16 protein-coding genes are annotated in these 16,983 nt (G+C 52.0%); 12 read left to right on the top strand and 4 right to left on the bottom strand.

Annotation, left to right across the window (positions count from 1 at the left end; translation table 11 throughout):
- The first annotated feature begins 74 nt into the window (after positions 1-74).
- Complete coding sequence (locus tag DWZ45_RS13175) at positions 75-1,247, top strand: MalY/PatB family protein (protein ID WP_117796593.1); 1,173 nt, start codon at positions 75-77, stop codon at positions 1,245-1,247.
- Positions 1,248-1,363: 116 nt separating this feature from the next.
- Here the strand turns inward: DWZ45_RS13175 and glgB are convergent, their stop codons facing one another.
- The 4 genes from glgB to DWZ45_RS13155 form a co-directional block, all read right to left on the bottom strand.
- The gene (gene glgB, locus DWZ45_RS13170; protein WP_117796594.1) at positions 1,364-3,310 is read right to left on the bottom strand and encodes a 1,4-alpha-glucan branching protein GlgB; all 1,947 of its coding nucleotides are present in this window, start codon (positions 3,308-3,310) and stop codon (positions 1,364-1,366) included.
- Between the two features lie 4 nt (positions 3,311-3,314).
- Positions 3,315-4,859, bottom strand: a complete 1,545-nt coding sequence (locus DWZ45_RS13165) for an alpha-amylase family glycosyl hydrolase (protein ID WP_233430286.1) — start codon at positions 4,857-4,859, stop codon at positions 3,315-3,317.
- A 23-nt stretch (positions 4,860-4,882) separates the two neighbouring features.
- On the bottom strand, positions 4,883-5,125 hold the full coding sequence (locus DWZ45_RS13160; RefSeq protein WP_107001765.1) for a YaaL family protein: 243 nt from the start codon (positions 5,123-5,125) through the stop codon (positions 4,883-4,885).
- An 81-nt stretch (positions 5,126-5,206) separates the two neighbouring features.
- Entirely contained in the window at positions 5,207-5,620 is a 414-nt protein-coding gene (locus tag DWZ45_RS13155) for a metalloregulator ArsR/SmtB family transcription factor (RefSeq protein ID WP_227589694.1), read from the bottom strand.
- A 530-nt stretch (positions 5,621-6,150) separates the two neighbouring features.
- Between DWZ45_RS13155 and DWZ45_RS13145 the strand changes: the two genes are divergently transcribed.
- From DWZ45_RS13145 to DWZ45_RS13095, 11 genes are all read left to right on the top strand, one after another.
- Positions 6,151-6,726 carry a prepilin peptidase gene (locus DWZ45_RS13145; RefSeq protein ID WP_182426679.1) on the top strand — a complete coding sequence of 192 codons (576 nt, stop codon included), beginning with the start codon at positions 6,151-6,153 and terminating at the stop codon, positions 6,724-6,726.
- Between the two features lie 35 nt (positions 6,727-6,761).
- Complete coding sequence (locus DWZ45_RS13140; RefSeq protein WP_022360412.1) at positions 6,762-7,766, top strand: hypothetical protein; 1,005 nt, start codon at positions 6,762-6,764, stop codon at positions 7,764-7,766.
- 120 nt (positions 7,767-7,886) lie between these two features.
- Positions 7,887-9,095, top strand: coding sequence for a CpaF family protein (locus tag DWZ45_RS13135; protein WP_338126572.1), 1,209 nt, complete (start codon positions 7,887-7,889; stop codon positions 9,093-9,095).
- Positions 9,046-9,828: a type II secretion system F family protein gene (locus DWZ45_RS13130; protein WP_227589695.1), complete on the top strand. Its 783-nt coding sequence runs from the start codon at positions 9,046-9,048 to the stop codon at positions 9,826-9,828. The genes DWZ45_RS13135 and DWZ45_RS13130 overlap by 50 nt, the downstream gene beginning before the upstream one ends.
- A gap of 6 nt (positions 9,829-9,834) precedes the next feature.
- Positions 9,835-11,058, top strand: coding sequence for a hypothetical protein (locus tag DWZ45_RS13125; protein WP_118469392.1), 1,224 nt, complete (start codon positions 9,835-9,837; stop codon positions 11,056-11,058).
- A 26-nt stretch (positions 11,059-11,084) separates the two neighbouring features.
- Positions 11,085-11,273, top strand: coding sequence for a Flp1 family type IVb pilin (locus DWZ45_RS13120; RefSeq protein ID WP_118469391.1), 189 nt, complete (start codon positions 11,085-11,087; stop codon positions 11,271-11,273).
- Entirely contained in the window at positions 11,270-13,204 is a 1,935-nt protein-coding gene (locus tag DWZ45_RS13115; protein WP_227589697.1) for a DUF5702 domain-containing protein, read from the top strand. Before DWZ45_RS13120 ends, DWZ45_RS13115 begins: the two co-directional genes overlap by 4 nt.
- Positions 13,205-13,411: 207 nt before the next feature.
- Positions 13,412-14,251: a hypothetical protein gene (locus tag DWZ45_RS13110; RefSeq protein ID WP_118469390.1), complete on the top strand. Its 840-nt coding sequence runs from the start codon at positions 13,412-13,414 to the stop codon at positions 14,249-14,251.
- Positions 14,252-14,296: 45 nt separating this feature from the next.
- On the top strand, positions 14,297-14,860 hold the full coding sequence (locus DWZ45_RS13105) for a prepilin peptidase (RefSeq protein ID WP_118469389.1): 564 nt from the start codon (positions 14,297-14,299) through the stop codon (positions 14,858-14,860).
- Positions 14,857-15,249 (top strand): hypothetical protein, encoded by a 393-nt coding sequence (locus tag DWZ45_RS13100; protein ID WP_118469388.1) that lies wholly within the window; start codon positions 14,857-14,859, stop codon positions 15,247-15,249. The genes DWZ45_RS13105 and DWZ45_RS13100 overlap by 4 nt, the downstream gene beginning before the upstream one ends.
- Before the next feature lie 13 nt (positions 15,250-15,262).
- Complete coding sequence (locus DWZ45_RS13095; RefSeq protein ID WP_118469387.1) at positions 15,263-16,885, top strand: DUF6382 domain-containing protein; 1,623 nt, start codon at positions 15,263-15,265, stop codon at positions 16,883-16,885.
- Positions 16,886-16,983 lie beyond the last annotated feature (98 nt).

Raw genomic sequence — 16,983 nt, 5'->3', positions numbered from 1 at the left:
ATATGGGCATGGATGACAGGATGCCAGAGTGAAAACCGTTCATTGACAGGAACGATGGATTGGGAGGAAAATGCATGAAATACGATTTTGACAAAGTGGTGGACCGGCATGGTACCAACTGTTTAAAATATGATTTTGCCATCGAGCGAGGAAAACCAGCGGATATTTTACCGCTTTGGGTGGCTGATATGGATTTTCAGACGGCTCCGGCGATTTTAGAGCGGCTGGAAGAGACAGTAAAACATGGTATTTTCGGCTACAGTGATGGAAAAGAGGGCTATTTTGCGGCAGTCCAGAACTGGTACCGGGAGCGCTTTGGCTGGGAGACGAAACCGGAGTGGCTGGTGAAGACACCGGGCGTTGTATTCGCGCTGGCGGCGGCTGTCCGGGCGTATACAAAGGAAGGTGACGGCGTACTGCTTCAGCAGCCGGTGTACTATCCGTTTTCGGAAGTAATTACGGACAATGGGCGTAAGATTGTCAACAGCCCGCTGAAAATCACGGATGGCTATTACACGATGGATTTTGACGACCTGGAAACGAAGATCGTCGAAAATAAGGTAAAATTGTTCCTGCTTTGCAGTCCGCACAACCCGGTCGGACGTGTCTGGAGCGAGGAAGAACTGCGCCGGGTTGGCGAGATTTGCCTGCGTCACGGTGTGCTCGTGGTCAGCGATGAGATCCATAGTGATTTTACCCGCGAGGGACATCCGCACACAGTATTTGCGAAGCTGGGTGCAGAGTTTGAGCAGAACTGCCTGATCTGCACGGCACCATCCAAGACGTTCAATCTGGCGGGACTGCAGATTTCCAATATCTTTGTGCCAAACCCAGAGCTTCGGAAGAAACTCTTAAAGGAGATCACGGCGGCAGGCTACAGCCAGGTCGGTCTGATGGGACTGGTAGCATGCCAGGCGGCGTATGAAGAGGGAGCGGAGTGGCTTGCACAGCTAAAAGCGTATCTGGAGGAGAACCGGAAGTTTGTGAAGGCGTATCTGGAAGAGCATCTGCCGGAAATCCGTCTGATCGAGCCGGAGGGAACCTACCTTCTGTGGCTGGATTTTAAGGCGCTTCATTTGAATGAAAAAGAGCTGGAACATCTGATCGTGGACAAGGCACATCTGTGGCTGGACAGCGGCGCGATGTTCGGACCGGACGGCGAGGGCTTCGAGCGGATCAATATCGCATGCCCGCGGGCGACGGTGGAGAAAGCGCTGAAGCAGCTGGAAGCGGCGATCCGCGGATAAAATTGATTGGGTCACGAATCAGAACCCGTATAAATAAAACCTGCCGCAGGCAGACTGTATCCCCCATATAAACAGTCTGTCTGCGGCAGGTTTTTTGACTTCATAGGAACATTATTTTATGAGAACCGGAACACCGCAGTTCCATACGCCGGAAGCGGGTACGCAAAGGAGTATGGCTGTCCGTCACATTCGCTCTTGATGGAGCGGTAATGGCTGATCTTATCGCCGCGCTTGTAGTAGCCGTGTTCCTGGTCAAGCAGCAGCGTGTAGGTGCCGCGTTTCGGAACACCGACGCGGTAATCGTCGCGGTCTACCGGGGTGAAGTTGCAGATGAAGAGAAGATTCTTTTTCTGTGTTTCATCGCGGCGGATAAAGCTGAAAATACTGCGGTCTCCGTCGTTGGCGTTGATCCACTGGAAGCCGTCATACTCCTCGTCCAGGCGGTAGAGCGCCGGATATTTGTGGTAGAGCGTCAAAAGCCCTTTCACATAATTCTGGAGGTCGGCATGGAACGGCTCTTTCGTAAGGTACCAGTCGAGGGAGACTTTTTCATCCCATTCATGGAACTGACCGAAATCCTGTCCCATGAAGAGAAGTTTCTTGCCCGGATGTCCGAGCATGAAAGTGTAGCCGACTTTCAGGTTGGCAAATTTATCCTCGTATTCACCCGGCATTTTGTTGATCATCGAGCATTTGAGGTGGACGACCTCGTCGTGCGAGAGCACCAGAATGAAGTTTTCGCTGGTGCAGTAGGTGATGCCGAAGGTCATTTTGTTGTGGTTAAATTTACGGAAATACGGGTCGAGCTTCATGTATTCGAGGAAGTCATGCATCCAGCCCATATTCCATTTGAAGGTAAATCCAAGACCGTCCTCCTCCGGGCTCTTGGTAACGTTCGGCCAGGCGGTGGATTCCTCGGCAATGATGATGGCGCCGTCCTTCCGGCCGCGGATCACGCTGTTTAAATGTTTGAAAAACTCGATGGCTTCGAGGTTTTTGTTGTCGCCATATTTATTTGGTACCCACTGTCCGTCCTGGCGCCCATAGTCTAAGTAAAGCATGGAAGCGACGGCGTCCACGCGCAGACCATCGATGTGGTATTCATCGAGCCAGTAGAGCGCGTTGGCGATCAGAAAATTGGATACCTCGTTTTTGGCATAATCAAAGACCTTGGTACCCCAGTCCGGGTGCTCGCCTTTGCGCGGGTCGGCATACTCATAGAGCGCCTGTCCGTCGAAATCGGCAAGTCCATGTGCATCCTTCGGAAAATGCGCCGGAACCCAGTCTAGGATGACACCGATGCCTTTTTTATGTAAGTAATTGACGAAATACATAAATTCCGTCGGGGTTCCGTAGCGGGAGGTCGGGGCAAAATAGCCGGTTACCTGATAGCCCCAGGAGCCGTCATACGGATGTTCGGCGATTCCCATGAGCTCTACATGGGTGTAGCCCATTTCCAGGACATAGTCAGCCAGCTCATGCGCGGCTTCCATGTAAGTGTAATAACCGTCCTTTTCCGGGCGGTTTTTCTTTTTCCAGGATCCTAAGTGAACCTCGTAGATAGAGATTGGCGCCTTGACCGGATCGGTGCCCGCGCGCGATTCCATCCATTTGGAATCGTTCCATTTGAAGCCGCGGATATCGGCGGTCACGGAAGCGGTTCCAGGACGGTATTCTGCCGAAAATGCATATGGATCTGCCTTAAATAAAATCGTTCCTGTGTGCGTGGTGATGGCGAATTTGTAGAGCTGTCCCACGCCAAGTCCCGGTACGAAGAGCTCGTAAATGCCGCTGTCTGCGACCGGCTTCATCGGGGTTGCATCCGGATTCCAGGCGTTGAAGTCGCCGACCAGGCTGACGGCGGCTGCGTGCGGCGCCCAGACCGCGAAATAGTAGCCGTCCTGTCCGCGATATGTATAAGGGTGTGCGCCCAGCTTGTGGTAGAGCTGGTAGTGGCGGCCTTCTCCGAAGAGATACCGGTCAAGCTCGCCGATCACGCCGAGTCCTTCTGTCTTTGGTTTTTTCGATGTGGTTCGTTTAGTAGTGGAAGCTGCTTTTTTCATAAGGTTACCCCTCCGTGATTCCGAGAATAACAGCGCTGTTACCCTCTAATTCTATCTGAATTTTGTTTGTATTCTTATCGATCAAAAACGATTTTCCGGTAATCAGATCCGTAGCTTGTTCCGCTGTCGTGTGGAATGGAAGTGGAACTTGTAAATAAGCGGCGTTGTCATCGTTGTTGGCAGCGGTAAGGATCGCCTGGTGGTCACCGTGTCTGGCAAATGCGTACTGCCGGTTTGTCAGCAGAAGTTCCTGATAACGCCCACCGTGAAGCGCCGGTTCGGCGGCGTGGATGGCGGCGAGTTTCTGGATCAGAAGTGTAAGCGGTGTCACGGTGCCTGCGCTGGTATCTGTGTTTGAGCCTGTGGTGCTTGAAGTGGTCTGGCAGCAGGTGTTTGCGCCTGCGTGTATGTTTGGGCCTGTGGCGCTCGAAAAGCTCTGGCAGTTGCCATCTGTGCGGATGCCGGTGTTTTGTCCGTCGCTGGTCTGCATTTCTTCTGCAAGCGGTCTCGGCGGCAGGATTCTCGGACGGAGTTCCGTATCAGAGTTGTGTCCGCGGCGTCCCTGAATGCCCCATTCACTTCCATAATAGATGGACGGAATGCCCGGAAGAGTGAACAGCAGCGTGTAAAGCGGCGCAAGATGTGCCGGATTTAACAGTTTGCTTGCGATCCGGTCTTCGTCGTGGTTGTCCACAAAGGTGTAGAGATCCCGCCCCACCGCTTCGAGGCGGCGGACATTGTGTGCCAGTTCGAAATAATTGTGGTCGTTGTGCGCGGAATAGATACTTTTGTGCATCTCGTAGTTGGTGACGGAATGAAGCATCTGCGGATTGACCCAGCGGGCGTATTCGCCGTGGATGACTTCGCCCATCAGCCAGAATTCCGGCTTGATTTCATTTGCCAGCCGGCGCAGTTCCTGCATAAATTCAAAGGAAAGATCGCCCGCGCAGTCGAGGCGGATACCGTCGATGTCAAATTCCTGCACCCAGAAACGGACAGTGTCAAGCAGATAGTTCCGCACTTCCGGGTTTCGGTGGTTTAAGCAGGGAAGCTCCCAGATGCCGTGCCAGGATTCATAGCCGAAGGAATCGCCCAGCGGGCTGCCCCAGCCGAAATTGACGTTCCTGTACCATCCGGCGTAAGGGGACTGGTCACGGTGCGCCTGCAGGTCGCGGAAGGCGAAAAATTCGCGACCGGTGTGGTTGAACACGCCGTCCACGACGACGCGGATGCCATGCTCATGGCAGCAGTCCACGAAAGATCGGAACGAAACGTTGGTTCCCAGCCGCCGGTCGATGAGCCGGAAATCGCGGGTATCATAGCCGTGCGTGGATGATTCAAACAGCGGTCCGATGTAAATCGCGGAAATATGCAGGCTCTCTAAATAGGGAATCCACTGCATCAGTTCGTCCATGCGGGAATCGGAGGAAACGTCCCTGGTGCCATCCGCTGTCCCATCGGAGACAGGATAGGGATTGGCAAACGGTGCTCCGGTCATTCCCAGAGGATACATATGGTAAAAGATAGCTTTGTCGTACCAGGCTGTCATGAGAAAGGTCCTCCTTGTGTCGGTTAAATGGTATTTTCCTGTTGTTTAATATGTCGTAAAAGGAACTGATACCGGAGGTGTGCGGCTTTCAGTTCGTAGATATAGCAGTCAATCAGAGTCGGATCGACGACCTCTTCAAAATGGTTGAAAACGGTGTTGATCGTGCTCATGGTCTGTCGCAGTTCTGTCAGCAGCTCCGGGTCAGGGTGGGCGGAAAAAATGTCCGTGCTGGTGCTCCCGGAGCAGTGGGTGCGGTTGTGCTTCATGGTTTGATGCTCTCTTTCTGAATCCTATAAATTGGTACAACGATCAGTATATTCAGAAAATGGAAAGATATGCATCCTGGTTCAGGCGTTCATGGAAAGCACGGATTCCAGCAGATGTCCGAGCTGCATCAATTTCCGGGTGCTGTCTTCGATCGAGAGGTAATAATAATTGCAGGTTCCCTCCCGGTGGACGTCGATCAGCCCGGCTGTCTTTAAGATCTTCAAATGGTGGGAAACTGCCGGGCGCGACAGGCTGGTCCGTTCGGTGATTTCCCGGACATTTAAGCCGTGCGGACGGGGCTGGGTGGGCAGGCTGATTGGACGGTCATCGTTTTTATCAGGCTGATTTGTGTTCATAGGGGTGTTTTTTGTGCGTCCCGTGAGGGCTTCGTCCGTCAGTGCTTCGATGATCGTCAGCCGTATTTCATCACCCAGTGCGATAAAAAGAGGCATACAGGTATGAAAATGCTGTTTAAGTTCTGTTCCTTTTTTCATCGCGCTTCCTCCTTCTCGAATGGTTTAAAAATTTAAACTAATAATATTTTACCATTTTTTGTTTCGTCAGTCAATGAAAAGGAAAATGCTGGAATGGGTATTTATAGATAAAAAATAAAGAGATATTTTGGCAATTATTTTCAAATAACGAAATTGTCTAGCTAAAATAACGGGGTCAGATGCACAAAGTTTCTGAAATATTTTTGGCGCTTATTTTGGGTGTTTTGGGATTGACTTTTGAACAAAAACTGTTCATAATGGAGGAACATTCATGGATGGGTTCTTCCATCTGTCACGGGAATCCGGATTTCCCGTTGATCTATTATTAAGATTCTAAAAGTTAAGTTCAGAGAAATGTTCGATAATTTTTCAGGAATGTTTGAAGTGCATACAGGAAATGAATGGAAAAAGGTGGCGGTAAAAGCTGGCGCAGGATTGGCAGCTATCGTTTGCGGCAGGAGTTTTGACAAGAGGACATACTGTGCAGAAATTGTTCGTTTCATGTATGCGAAAGAGAAGGAGGGGATGGATTGACCTTTTTGCTGCTGTTGTTTACTGGCGGCTGTGCGTTTTGGGATTTGAAAAAACGCCGTATTCCCAATGGGATGCTTCTGATTGGCGGCCTGTTGTTTCTTTTGATTCGGTTTGATCTGGGGATGAAGATGGGATATACGGCCGGATGGGGAGGGCGGCTGCCGGGATATGGGGCGGCGCTTATGATGGGGATTGGCGAGACTTGTGGATATTTGATTCGTATCGGGAGTTTACTGATTGTCCTGTTCCCTCTGTATCTGTTTCGTATGATAGGTGCGGGGGACATCAAAATGGCAGCCGTCCTGTTTGGTGCCGCCGGGCTGCAGCAGGGCGGGCGGATTTTCCTGTGCGGGCTGGCAGCTGCCGGAATATGGTCACTTGTATTACTTATCCGGCGTGGGATTGCCAGGCAGCGGCTTACATATCTTGTGTTTTATTTGTACCGGTCCGCGCTTGGGGGAAGCGTCGAGCCGTACTATCTGGAAGCGCGGGATGGAAAAGAGGCATCTTTTTGTCTGGCACCGTGCCTGTTTCTGGGGGTGATTGGGGCGGAGCTGATTCGGTATCTGTAGGGGAAATGGTTTGTGATTAGGGAGGTGGCGGTGCGATGAAGCATATTCTGGCGGTGTATGATGTGGATCCGGTCTATGCGGCGCGGTTTGCAGAGGTAGTTAACCAGAAGGAAAAAATACCGTTTGAGGTGGTGGCGTTCAGCTCGATCGAGCGGCTGCGGGCATTTGCGGCGGAACATCCGGTAAAGCTTCTGTTGTTGGGCGAGCATGTTCCGGCGGAAGAAAAGGAGTCCATCCGGGCGGAAAAGGTTATTCTTTTATCGGATAATGGGGGAAAACCGGTCAGTCCGTCAGTTCCCTGTGTCTACAAATACCAGTCCAGCGATGCGATTGTGCGCGATGTGATGACCTGGTATGGGGAAAGCCCGGGGGAGCTGCCGGAGGTGTCCGGGCGGGGGCTGGCGAAGGTCTTGGGAGTGTATTCGCCGGTTGGACGGTGTTTAAAGACCTCGTTTGCCCTGACAATGGGAAAACTTTTGGCACAGGAGGAGCGGGTGCTGTATCTGAACCTGGAGGAATTTTCCGGTCTGTCGGTTTTGATGAAAGAAGAATATAAGAGTGATTTGTCGGATCTGTTGTATTTTTACAACGGTGGAAGCTATAATTCGCTTCGTTTGAGCAGCGTTGTCCACACGATGGGGGAGCTGGACTATATTCCGCCGGTGCGCTATCCGGAGGATCTGGATCAGGCGGGAGAGGAGGCAATCGCGGGGCTTATACGGGCAATTGCCGGGGAGAGTGCATATGATACGCTGGTAGTGGATATAGGAAGCGGGCGCAGGACGGCGCTTTCGGTAATGAAGCTGTGCCGGGTAATTTATATGCCGATCCGGGAAGATCCGGTGTCTTTGGCAAAGCTTAAGGAGCTGGAGCAGTATTTTTCACAGACAGGAAATGGCATGCTAAGGGAACGTATTAAACGCCTGAAGCTTCCGTATCACGGCAGTTTTGGACGGGGCGATTATATTGACCAGCTCTTATGGGGAGAACTGGGGGATTATGTACGGCAGCTGCTGCGGGGAAGCAGTGTGGGCGGATAATGTTCATTGTGGGTTAAATTAGAAGGGGCAAAGTCTTTTGACAGGGATAAATTGAGCGGGATTTTGCCAGTCATTCTAAAGAGTAAACGGTTGTGAGAGAAACAACTGGCAGGGGGAAGTATGCAGGAGCAGAAAATGGTTTTGAGGCAGCGTCTGATGGAGCAGATGGAGAGCCGTATGCAGGTGGAGGATGAGGAGCTGCGCGACCTGATCGACATGGCGATTCTGGAAGCGGCAGAAGGGGCGTATCTGCCGTTAAAAGAGCGGCTTTGTTTGAGAAAAGAGCTGTTTGATTCATTCAGACGGCTGGATATTTTGCAGGAGCTGGTCGATGATCCGACGATCACGGAGATCATGGTAAATGGCACGGAGCACATTTTTGTCGAGCGGCAGGGGCGTGTGGAAGAATTAGAAAAGCACTTTGATTCGGTAGGGCAGCTAGAGGATCTGATTCAGCAGATTGTAAGCCGTGTCAACCGGACGGTCAATCTGGCGTCTCCGATTGCGGATGCGAGACTGGAAGATGGTTCTCGTGTCCACGTGGTGCTGGCACCGGTGGCGTTAAATGGGCCGATTTTAACGATCCGGAAGTTCCCGGAACCGATCACGATGGAACGCCTGATTGAGTTAAAAAGTATCAGCCGGGAGGCAGCGGCATTTTTGCAGAAAGCGGTCGAGCGGGGACTCAATATTTTTATCAGCGGCGGAACCGGATCGGGAAAAACGACGATCTTAAACGCCATGTCCGGCTATATTCCACAGGAGGAACGCGTCATTACGATCGAGGATTCGGCAGAACTTCAAATCCGCCATGTAACGAATCTTGTCAGCCTGGAAACAAGGGTAGAAAACCGGGATGGTTCGCAGGAGATTTCCATGCGCGATCTGATCCGGGCGAGTCTCCGAATGCGTCCGGACCGCATCATCGTTGGGGAGGTCCGGGGCGACGAGGCGCTGGAAATGTTGCAGGCGATGAATACGGGGCACGATGGCTCGCTCTCAACCGGACATGCCAACAGCGCAAAAGACATGCTCTCAAGACTGGAGACGATGGTTCTGATGGCGGCAGAGCTGCCGCTTGCGGCGGTCCGGAGCCAGATCGGTTCAGCACTCGATCTGATGGTCCATGTCGGGCGGATGCGGGACCGGAGCCGGAAGGTGCTGGAGATCACGGAGGTGATAGGCTATGAAAATGGGGAAATCCGCCTTTCTCCCATCTATCAGTTTCAGGAAAGCGGGGAGGCTGGTTCCGGACAGGTGGAAGGAGCACTTGTCCAGGTTGGCAGATTTGAAGGGCGGCGCAGATTCGCGGGAGGAAGTGCTTTCTGATTACCGGTTTTACCACCTGACGGGGCAGGAGTGGATACGTTACCTTCTGGAGGGAACAGCGGTGTGCGCCGTGACGGCATATGTATTCTACCGTTCATTTCTGGCGTTCGTTCTGATGCTTCCGGCGGGGATGCTGCGGCCGTTTTTTAAGAGGCGGGAACTCTGCCGCCGGAGAAAAGAGGAGCTGCGGCTCCAGTTTAAGGAAGCGATTCAGATCGTGGCTTCGGCGCTGGCTGCAGGCTATTCAGTGGAAAATGCGTTTATTGCGAGCGTGCGCGATCTGGAAGAACAATACGGAAAAGAAGGGATGATTACCCGTGAGTTTTCATATCTGGCAAGCCAGCTTAAAATGAACCGGACCGTGGAGGCGCTGCTTTCTTCCTTTGCGAAGAGGAGCGGTCTGGATGAGGTGGAAAATTTCTCTGTTATTTTTACTGTATCCAAACGGAGCCGGGGCGAGCTGGCAAGCGTGGTTCACCATGTCGTTCACGTGATTTCGGATCGCATTCAGGTGCGGGAGGAAATTCTCACGATGACGGCAGAAAAGCAGTTTGAACAGAGAATTATGAACCTGATGCCGTACCTGATCGTGCTCTACGTGGATTTGTCATCGCCGGGCTTTTTCTCACAGATGTATGAGACAGCGGTGGGGCGGGTGGTGATGACCGGGTGTCTGGTGGTCTATCTGCTGGCATGGAGGGTATCGGGGAAAATTCTTCAGATTGAGGTGTGAAACAGCATGGGAAAAATGGGGAAAAAGCAGGTTTTATGCATTCTTTTGGGGATAATTCTGGCAGTTGCGGGATATCTGGTGGAAAAACGGGATGGGGCGCTGGAAGATGGGAACCGGCTGAACCGCTATGCATACGGAGAAGGGGAACGGCAGCAGGAAGTGTGGGTGCGCGGACTGTGCGAGAAGGAGATTCCGGTGGAGATTTCGCTCGGAGAGCGGGAATATGCGGAAGAGGATGCAAAAAAAGTATTGCTGGAGGCGGGAGGTAAACTGGCGGATTTAATTCGGGGAAACAATCTGTCCCTGCAGGAGGTAAGGGAAGATCTGCATCTCGTCGGCTGGCTGGAAGAAGAGGGCATCCGGGTCCGCTGGACACCGGAGGATGCGGAATGGATTCAGACGGATGGGACAGTTTTAAATGAAGAATGCCCGGAGAAGGGGATTCAGACAGAACTGACCGCATCCCTGCAGGCGGGGGTATTCAGCCGGGAGTACCGGTTCCCGGTCACGCTATATCCGCCGCTTCGGACGAAGCAGCAGGAAAAAGAGGCAGGTTTTAAGCGGCTGTTAAAGCAAATGGATGAGGCGCAGAGAACGGAAGGGCAGCTGGTTCTGCCAAAGATGTATGAGGGGAAGAATTTATCTTACCGGGTGCGCGGAGACAGGGAATATCTGCTGTTTCCGGTGCTGGGGATTGCGGCGGCAATTCTGCTTCCTCTTTATGAAAAACAGAAGGAGAGTGAGGCGAAAAAGAAGAAAAAGCGGGAGCTGATGGAAGATTATCCGGAGATTGTGTCAAAGCTGACTGTATTTTCCGGGGCGGGGCTTCCGGTCCGCCGGGCATGGGAGCGGATTGTGCTGGAATACGAGGCGGCATGCCGGGCGGGAACACAGACGGAGCGGGCGGCATACCGGGAAATGGCAGCGGCATATCACCGGATGCAGCGCGGTGTCCCGGAACTACAGGCATATGCGGAATTTGGTGCGGGCTGCCGCCTGAGACCGTACCGGAAGCTTTCCGGGCTTTTGGAGCAGAATGTCAGAAATGGGGCAGAAGGACTTCGAAAGGCGCTGGAGACAGAGATGGAGTCGGCATTTGAAGAAGAGAAAGCACTGGCAAGACGCCGGGGGGAAGAGGCATCCACAAAGCTGATGCTTCCATTGTTTTTGATGTTGATGATTATTATGGTGATGGTTTCAGTCCCGGCGTTTCTGGCGTTTGGGATCTGAAAATGGGGAGAAAGGAGAAAAAGTATATGGATAAAGCGTATCTGGTAAGAGAAGTAAAATCGTTTCTGATGGACGAGGGTGGTGTGGGGGTCATTGAGTTAGTGCTGATTCTGGTGGTGCTGATCGGTCTGGTCATTGTCTTTAAAAAGCAGATTAATACGCTTCTTACAAATATCTTTAAACAGATCAACAGCAAGTCGAAGGAGGTATATTGATCCGGGCAGAACGGCACATTGAAACAGAAAAGGAAGTTTGCGGGGAGATCACAGTTTTCCTGAGTTTGATTCTGACCTGTATCTGTGCGCTGATGGGCGGGCTGTTTGAGTCCGCCCGGGCAGCCGGAAGCGGCTGGTATATGCAGATGGCGCTCAATTCCTCACTGGATTCGCTGATGAGCTGTTATCACCGGGAGATTTGGGATAAATACCGGATTTTTGTGCTGGAATGTGCGGATAAAGAGCGCCTGGCGGCGGAGATGGAGCCGCAGATGGAAACATATCTGGCGGCAGCGCCCTTTTATCCGGTCAGCGGCGGCAAAGTACAGATCGAAGCGATGGATGCGATCACTGGGCATAATGGGGATTTTTTTGCGAAGGAAGTTACCGATTATATGAAAGTGGGTGTCTGGACGCTGGAAAGTGAGGAGTCTGAACTGCCTGAGATGGAAAAACGGATGACGGAAGCAAGGGCGGTTCATGGAATTGCGGAAGGATATCAGGAAAATGGCAGAAAAGTGCTACGTCTGGAAGAGTCGATCGAGGCGATCGGAGCCTGCCTGCAAAAACAGGAGAAACATCTGGAGGAGATGGAGGCAGCGGTCCGCCAGGTGGATGGAAGCTCGTTCTTTCAATCGGCGGAAAGCTTAGAGAAAGAATTAAAGCAGATTCCGGGGCTGGTTGCGGCGTATGAAAAACAGGCAGACCGGCTTGCGAAAGAATTGCAGGGATCGGAGCAGGGGGCGCAGGAAGCCCAGCCGGATCTGGAAGAAGGCTCCTGGGGCATGGTACAGGAGGAGATGCGGGGGTATCGTTCGTATTTGGATGCGGATGGAGCGCGCCGCCAGGAGGTAAAAAAGACAGAAGAGACGGCTCACGGAAATGAAGAGGTGGTTGCAGAAGCAGTTCGGAAAGGAAAGGAGATACAGGATTATATTGATGATTGGGAGCCTGACGATGAGGACGATGAGCTGGACGAGGAAGCGCTGTGGGCGCCGGTTCTGACGATCACAGCGGGTTTTCAGAAGGATGGACGTTTCCGGGTTCCGGCAGTCCGAGACAAGAAAAAAATGAATGTGCTGGAAGCAGTCAGCCGCCTGTCGGGGACGGATCTGCTGAGTCTTTGTGTGCCGGCGGGAACTGTGATTTCAGAAAACTGGATTTCGACCGCGGCATTTCCGTCGGCATTGTATGCAGGCGGAGAGAGCGGAAAGCGGGGGACAGCTGGGGATGTCTGGACGGCGGGGCTTGAACGGGCTCTTTTAGATGCGTATGCGGCGCATTTTTTTACCCGGTTCGGGCAGGAAAAGACGGGAAGTGTCCATTATGAGCAGGAATATCTCTTACAGGGAAATGCGTCGGAGCGGGAAAATTTAAAACGCACCGTCAATGAACTTCTGGCTGTGCGCGAGGCGGTGAATCTGGCAGCTTTATATGCGGATTCTGAAAAACGGTCGGAGGCGGAAGCATTGGCGCTGGCAATCACGGGGCTGGCGGGAATCACACCGATCACGGCGGCGGCATCCTTCTTTATCATGACAGTCTGGGCGTTTGCAGAGTCGGTGGCAGATGTGAAGGTTCTGCTGGCTGGCGGAAAAATTCCTTTTTTCAAACAGCCGGGGAAATGGCAGATTTCGCTTTCTGCTCTGACGGAAAAGGGCGCGTCCATCTTTCTGGAAACGGGGAAGGATCCTTCATTGAAAAACGGGACAGACGACAGAGGGCTGGACTACCAGGACTGGCTGAAACTCTTTTTCCTGATACAGGGAAAGAGCCGTTTCTGTTACCGGATGATGGATATGATTCAGAACCGCATTTCAGAAAAAGAGCCAGGATTTCGGATGGATCAGTGCCAGTATGGGGTAAGTGTGTCCTATGAGGCACAGGGAACGTTGATACCGCTTCGTAGAACGTCCCAGAAGGAATATTAAACACAATTACAGGGGAGTGGAGGACAGTGTCCTTTTTCAGGAGATGATGCAAGTGAATGTGCCTCTCCAAGTACATAAAGAAAGCCAGTAAAAAAGATGATGACAACTAACCTAACAAAACGAATAAATGAAAGTATCTGTGCGGTCTGGATACCTGTCCTTCGGCGGCATAGAGCCCAAGTAACAAAACGACCCTGGAAAAGGGCATTGTCCTCTGCTTCCCTGTGTGCGAGCCTGACGATTGAGGCGGCGCTTAGTCTGACATTGTTTATGTTTACGGTGATTCTCCTGTCAGTTCCGATGGAAATACTGGATACTCAGAGAAAGGTGCAGACGGTGCTGGAAGTGACGGGGCGGGAACTGGGATGGCAGGTGTATCGGACATCCCATACGGTGCATCGGGCAGAAATGGAGGCGGGAAAAGCGGCAGAGGCAGGAGAAAAGGGAACGGGGGGCTGGTCAGAACTTCCGTCCGGGCTTATCCTGCAGGGATATTTAAAGGAGAAGATTCAGACAGCGGTCGGGAACAAAGTGTCCAATATCCAGTGTGGCGCCAGCCGCGTATCGGAAGATGGAGAATGGATTGACCTGCGCGCCTCCTATCAGGTGCGGCTGCCGTTCTCGGTATTTGCGCTTGACCATGTGACGCTTACTTCCCGGAGCTGGAAGCGGGGATGGATTGGGGCGGAAGGCGGGTATTTCTCAGAGAAAAACGGTTCAGAACCGGAGGAAAAATGGGTCTATGTGGGGCGGGACAGTACGCGCTACCATCTCTCGCCTTCGTGCCATTATATATCGAATCAGATCACCGCGGCTGCGTATGCAGATGTAATTTCGGGGGTGCTTAGAAACAGCGGGGGATGCCGTTATAAGGCTTGCAGATACTGTGGAAAGACGGTGTCGGCGGGAGGTCTGGTGTATATTCTTCCGTCCGGCGAGGTTTACCATGGAAAGCAGGACTGTTCGTCATTGGCATATTATGTGCAGAAGGTGCGGCGATCAGATGTGGAATATATGGGTGTGTGTTCATACTGTGGAAGTGGATAGGTGCGGATGGCGGAAAGAATCAAGGAGGGGTGAGAGGGCGGAGTGATGGAAAACAGTGCAGGGATAAGTTTCATGGGATTTACGCGGATGGATTTGGAAAGTGCAGTATGTTTCCTCTGTGCGGTTGTTTTTTCCCTTTTTCTGATAGTCTTTTCCTGGCAGGATCTTCATAGAAAACGGATACGTGTAAGCTGGCTATATGGATTTGGAACGGCAGGAATGGCGCTTACGATGATACGGTGTGTACTGTCGGTTATAAAAGATGGATGGGATTGGAAAAAAAGTGCGTTGCAGATAACGGTATGGCTTTTGGGAATGCTGCCGGGGATTTTTTTGTTCTGGATGGAGCGGCAGACGAAAGGTGCGGTCGGACTGGGAGATGGCTGCTTTTTTCTGATCACTGGGTGCTATCTGGGGGGATGGCGGACGCTTGAACTTTTGATGGGAGCTGTATTTGTGAGCAGTCTGGCAGGAGGTGTCTGGATGCTTACGGCACTGCTTGGCGGAAAGGGGAATGGTCTATGGGAGAAAATGCGGAAAAAGAAGCTGCCATTTCTGCCGTGTGTGCTTCCGGTGTGGATTTGGATGCTGATAGCATCTCTTGGATGAAGCGGGAGGTTTCTGCCAGTTATACGGTGGAAGCCTCGTTTGTGATGGCGGTTGCATTCTTTTTTATCGCGGCACTGTTAAATGGGGTGTTTGAGGTGCATGGCAGGATTACGGGGCGTTTTGTCCTGCAGGAGGCGATGGAACGGTGCCTGTATCGGGAGGAAAAAACGTTGCGGGGAGATGGAATGACTGTGGGGGAGATAAGCAGCAGAGCTGGACAGCGCCTGCGTGGATTCTTCCGGTGCGGGGATGCAGTTTTGACGATCCGGGAAGATGGGGGAGACTTGGACGGAAGGGTAAAGAGCAGTACAGAGACGGAGATATCCCTGCGCGGACAGGAGCCGGAGCGGGCGATCCGTTTGCTGACAGTGTTGGAAAATGCAGAGTGATGGAGGATACGGGATGGAGATTCGGTATAGCCGGGAAATGAATCATAATTATATGATAATCGAAGCGCCGGAGAAAGAAACGGGCTATGCGGTACAGATGCTGTCGGCGAATGCCATCGAAGGGCTTTTGAAGTTCCGGGTCCGCCAGACGGAGGAGGCGAGAGAATATTATTATGAGATAACGTCGAGACAGCCGCTTAGACGGGTGTTGGAAAAACGGACCTTGTCGGGACAAGAACTCCGGTCGATTCTGCTTGGTGTGCTGGCGGTTCTGAAGCGGGTGGAAGAGTACCTGTTAAAAGAGGAACAGCTTTTGCTGGATCCGGAATACCTGTATCTGGAACCCGATCATTTTACTGTGGAATTATGTCTGGTTCCGGGGCATCGGGAAGAGGCGCCGCAGGCGCTCTCAAAACTGCTGGGGTATCTTCTGGAACGTGCGGATCATCAGGATCGGGAGGCTGTTGTATTAGCTTATAATCTGTACCAGATTAGTCTGCGGGAGAATTACGGAACGGCAGATCTGCTGCGCCAGCTTTCGGGGGAAGATCGGATCTTTTCGGCAGAAAAACGAAACGAGGATGAGGGGGATCCTGAGACGGCGGGAGTGTGGGCGGATCGGCAGGAGTGGATTGAAGCGGAGCAAAATCGGAGGGATACGTTGAAATCTCGATCTGGGAAAATGGCTTTTGACACTCAAACGCCAGCCAGGAAGGATTGGAAATATAGGCAGGAAGCGTTGTATCAGGAGAAAACGACGAAAAAGAACCTGGAGTCGGTAGAGAATTCAGATGAAGTGGGGGAAAAGTCTGAAAGGGCAGGTGGAAAACAAAAGGGACAATGGCAGAACAGGTGGATAAAGGTACTTGGAAGCGCGGTGGCAGCTGGCATTGTGTATTGGTACGTGACGGGAGAAATGGATGTATGGCTGTATGCAATCAGCGGCGGCATCGGGGGAATCGTGTTTTTGAGGGAGATGTTGGCAGCCCGCAGAAAATGGCAGGTATATGGTGGCAGGAAGAAAAATCGAGGTCAGGGAGAGGATAGAGAGGAAAGCACGGAAGTGGATCAGGCGAATGAAGCTGGACGAGGTGGAAAGAGTAGTCGTGTGCGGAATGGTGAGAGGAAAGTGATCCAGAAAAAGAAAGAACGGTCTGGGATAGAAGGGACTCTATCATATCAAGACTGGCAGCAGACAACGCCTGAAAACCGCTGGCAGGTCTATCCGGAGAGTGAAGAAGCTTATCGGCAGGAACTTCGAAGAGAAGAAGAAGCACAGATAGAGCGGGCGAGAGAAGCGGGGACTACGCTTCTGTCTGCCTCAAAGAATGGGGAAGGAACGGTGCGCTTAGAGCCGGTGGAAGCCGGAGGAACAGTGATTCAGATTTCCTATATTCCATTTACACTTGGAAAACATCCGGGGCTGTCGGACGCATGTATTGACCGTCCGACCGTCAGCCGTCTTCATGCGCGGATCGATCAGAAGGAGGGCGTATACATTCTGACAGATCTCAATTCAACCAATGGAACATCGGTCAATGGCTATCCGCTTCAGGCAAATGAAACAGTCAGTTTGGGGAATGGGGATTCCATTTATTTGGCGGATGTCGGATATAAATTTTGGGAACACCGATAAATTGTCTGAAAATATGAAATAATAACCAAAAACACGAAATTGATGTGAATTATTTTGCAAGTACATCAATTTCGCGTTTCTGCAAATTTACATAGAAC

The organism is Clostridium sp. AF32-7AC (genome assembly GCF_003477925.1).
Classification (GTDB): Bacteria; Bacillota; Clostridia; order Lachnospirales; family Lachnospiraceae; genus Otoolea; species Otoolea fessa.
Note: the sequence above shows the minus strand (reverse complement) of the source record. Positions and strands in the feature narration are given on the sequence as shown.

Excerpts from the sequence above, each read along its gene's own strand:
- DWZ45_RS13175 (WP_117796593.1), top strand. The coding sequence starts at position 75 with ATGAAATACGATTTTGACAAAGTGGTGGACCGGCATGGTACCAACTGT.
- glgB (WP_117796594.1), bottom strand. The coding sequence starts at position 3,310 with ATGAAAAAAGCAGCTTCCACTACTAAACGAACCACATCGAAAAAACCA.
- DWZ45_RS13165 (WP_233430286.1), bottom strand. The coding sequence starts at position 4,859 with ATGACAGCCTGGTACGACAAAGCTATCTTTTACCATATGTATCCTCTG.
- DWZ45_RS13160 (WP_107001765.1), bottom strand. The coding sequence starts at position 5,125 with ATGAAGCACAACCGCACCCACTGCTCCGGGAGCACCAGCACGGACATT.
- DWZ45_RS13155 (WP_227589694.1), bottom strand. The coding sequence starts at position 5,620 with ATGAAAAAAGGAACAGAACTTAAACAGCATTTTCATACCTGTATGCCT.
- DWZ45_RS13140 (WP_022360412.1), top strand. The coding sequence starts at position 6,762 with ATGAAGCATATTCTGGCGGTGTATGATGTGGATCCGGTCTATGCGGCG.
- DWZ45_RS13135 (WP_338126572.1), top strand. The coding sequence starts at position 7,887 with ATGCAGGAGCAGAAAATGGTTTTGAGGCAGCGTCTGATGGAGCAGATG.
- DWZ45_RS13125 (WP_118469392.1), top strand. The coding sequence starts at position 9,835 with ATGGGAAAAATGGGGAAAAAGCAGGTTTTATGCATTCTTTTGGGGATA.
- DWZ45_RS13120 (WP_118469391.1), top strand. The coding sequence starts at position 11,085 with ATGGATAAAGCGTATCTGGTAAGAGAAGTAAAATCGTTTCTGATGGAC.
- DWZ45_RS13105 (WP_118469389.1), top strand. The coding sequence starts at position 14,297 with ATGGAAAACAGTGCAGGGATAAGTTTCATGGGATTTACGCGGATGGAT.
- DWZ45_RS13100 (WP_118469388.1), top strand. The coding sequence starts at position 14,857 with ATGAAGCGGGAGGTTTCTGCCAGTTATACGGTGGAAGCCTCGTTTGTG.
- DWZ45_RS13095 (WP_118469387.1), top strand. The coding sequence starts at position 15,263 with ATGGAGATTCGGTATAGCCGGGAAATGAATCATAATTATATGATAATC.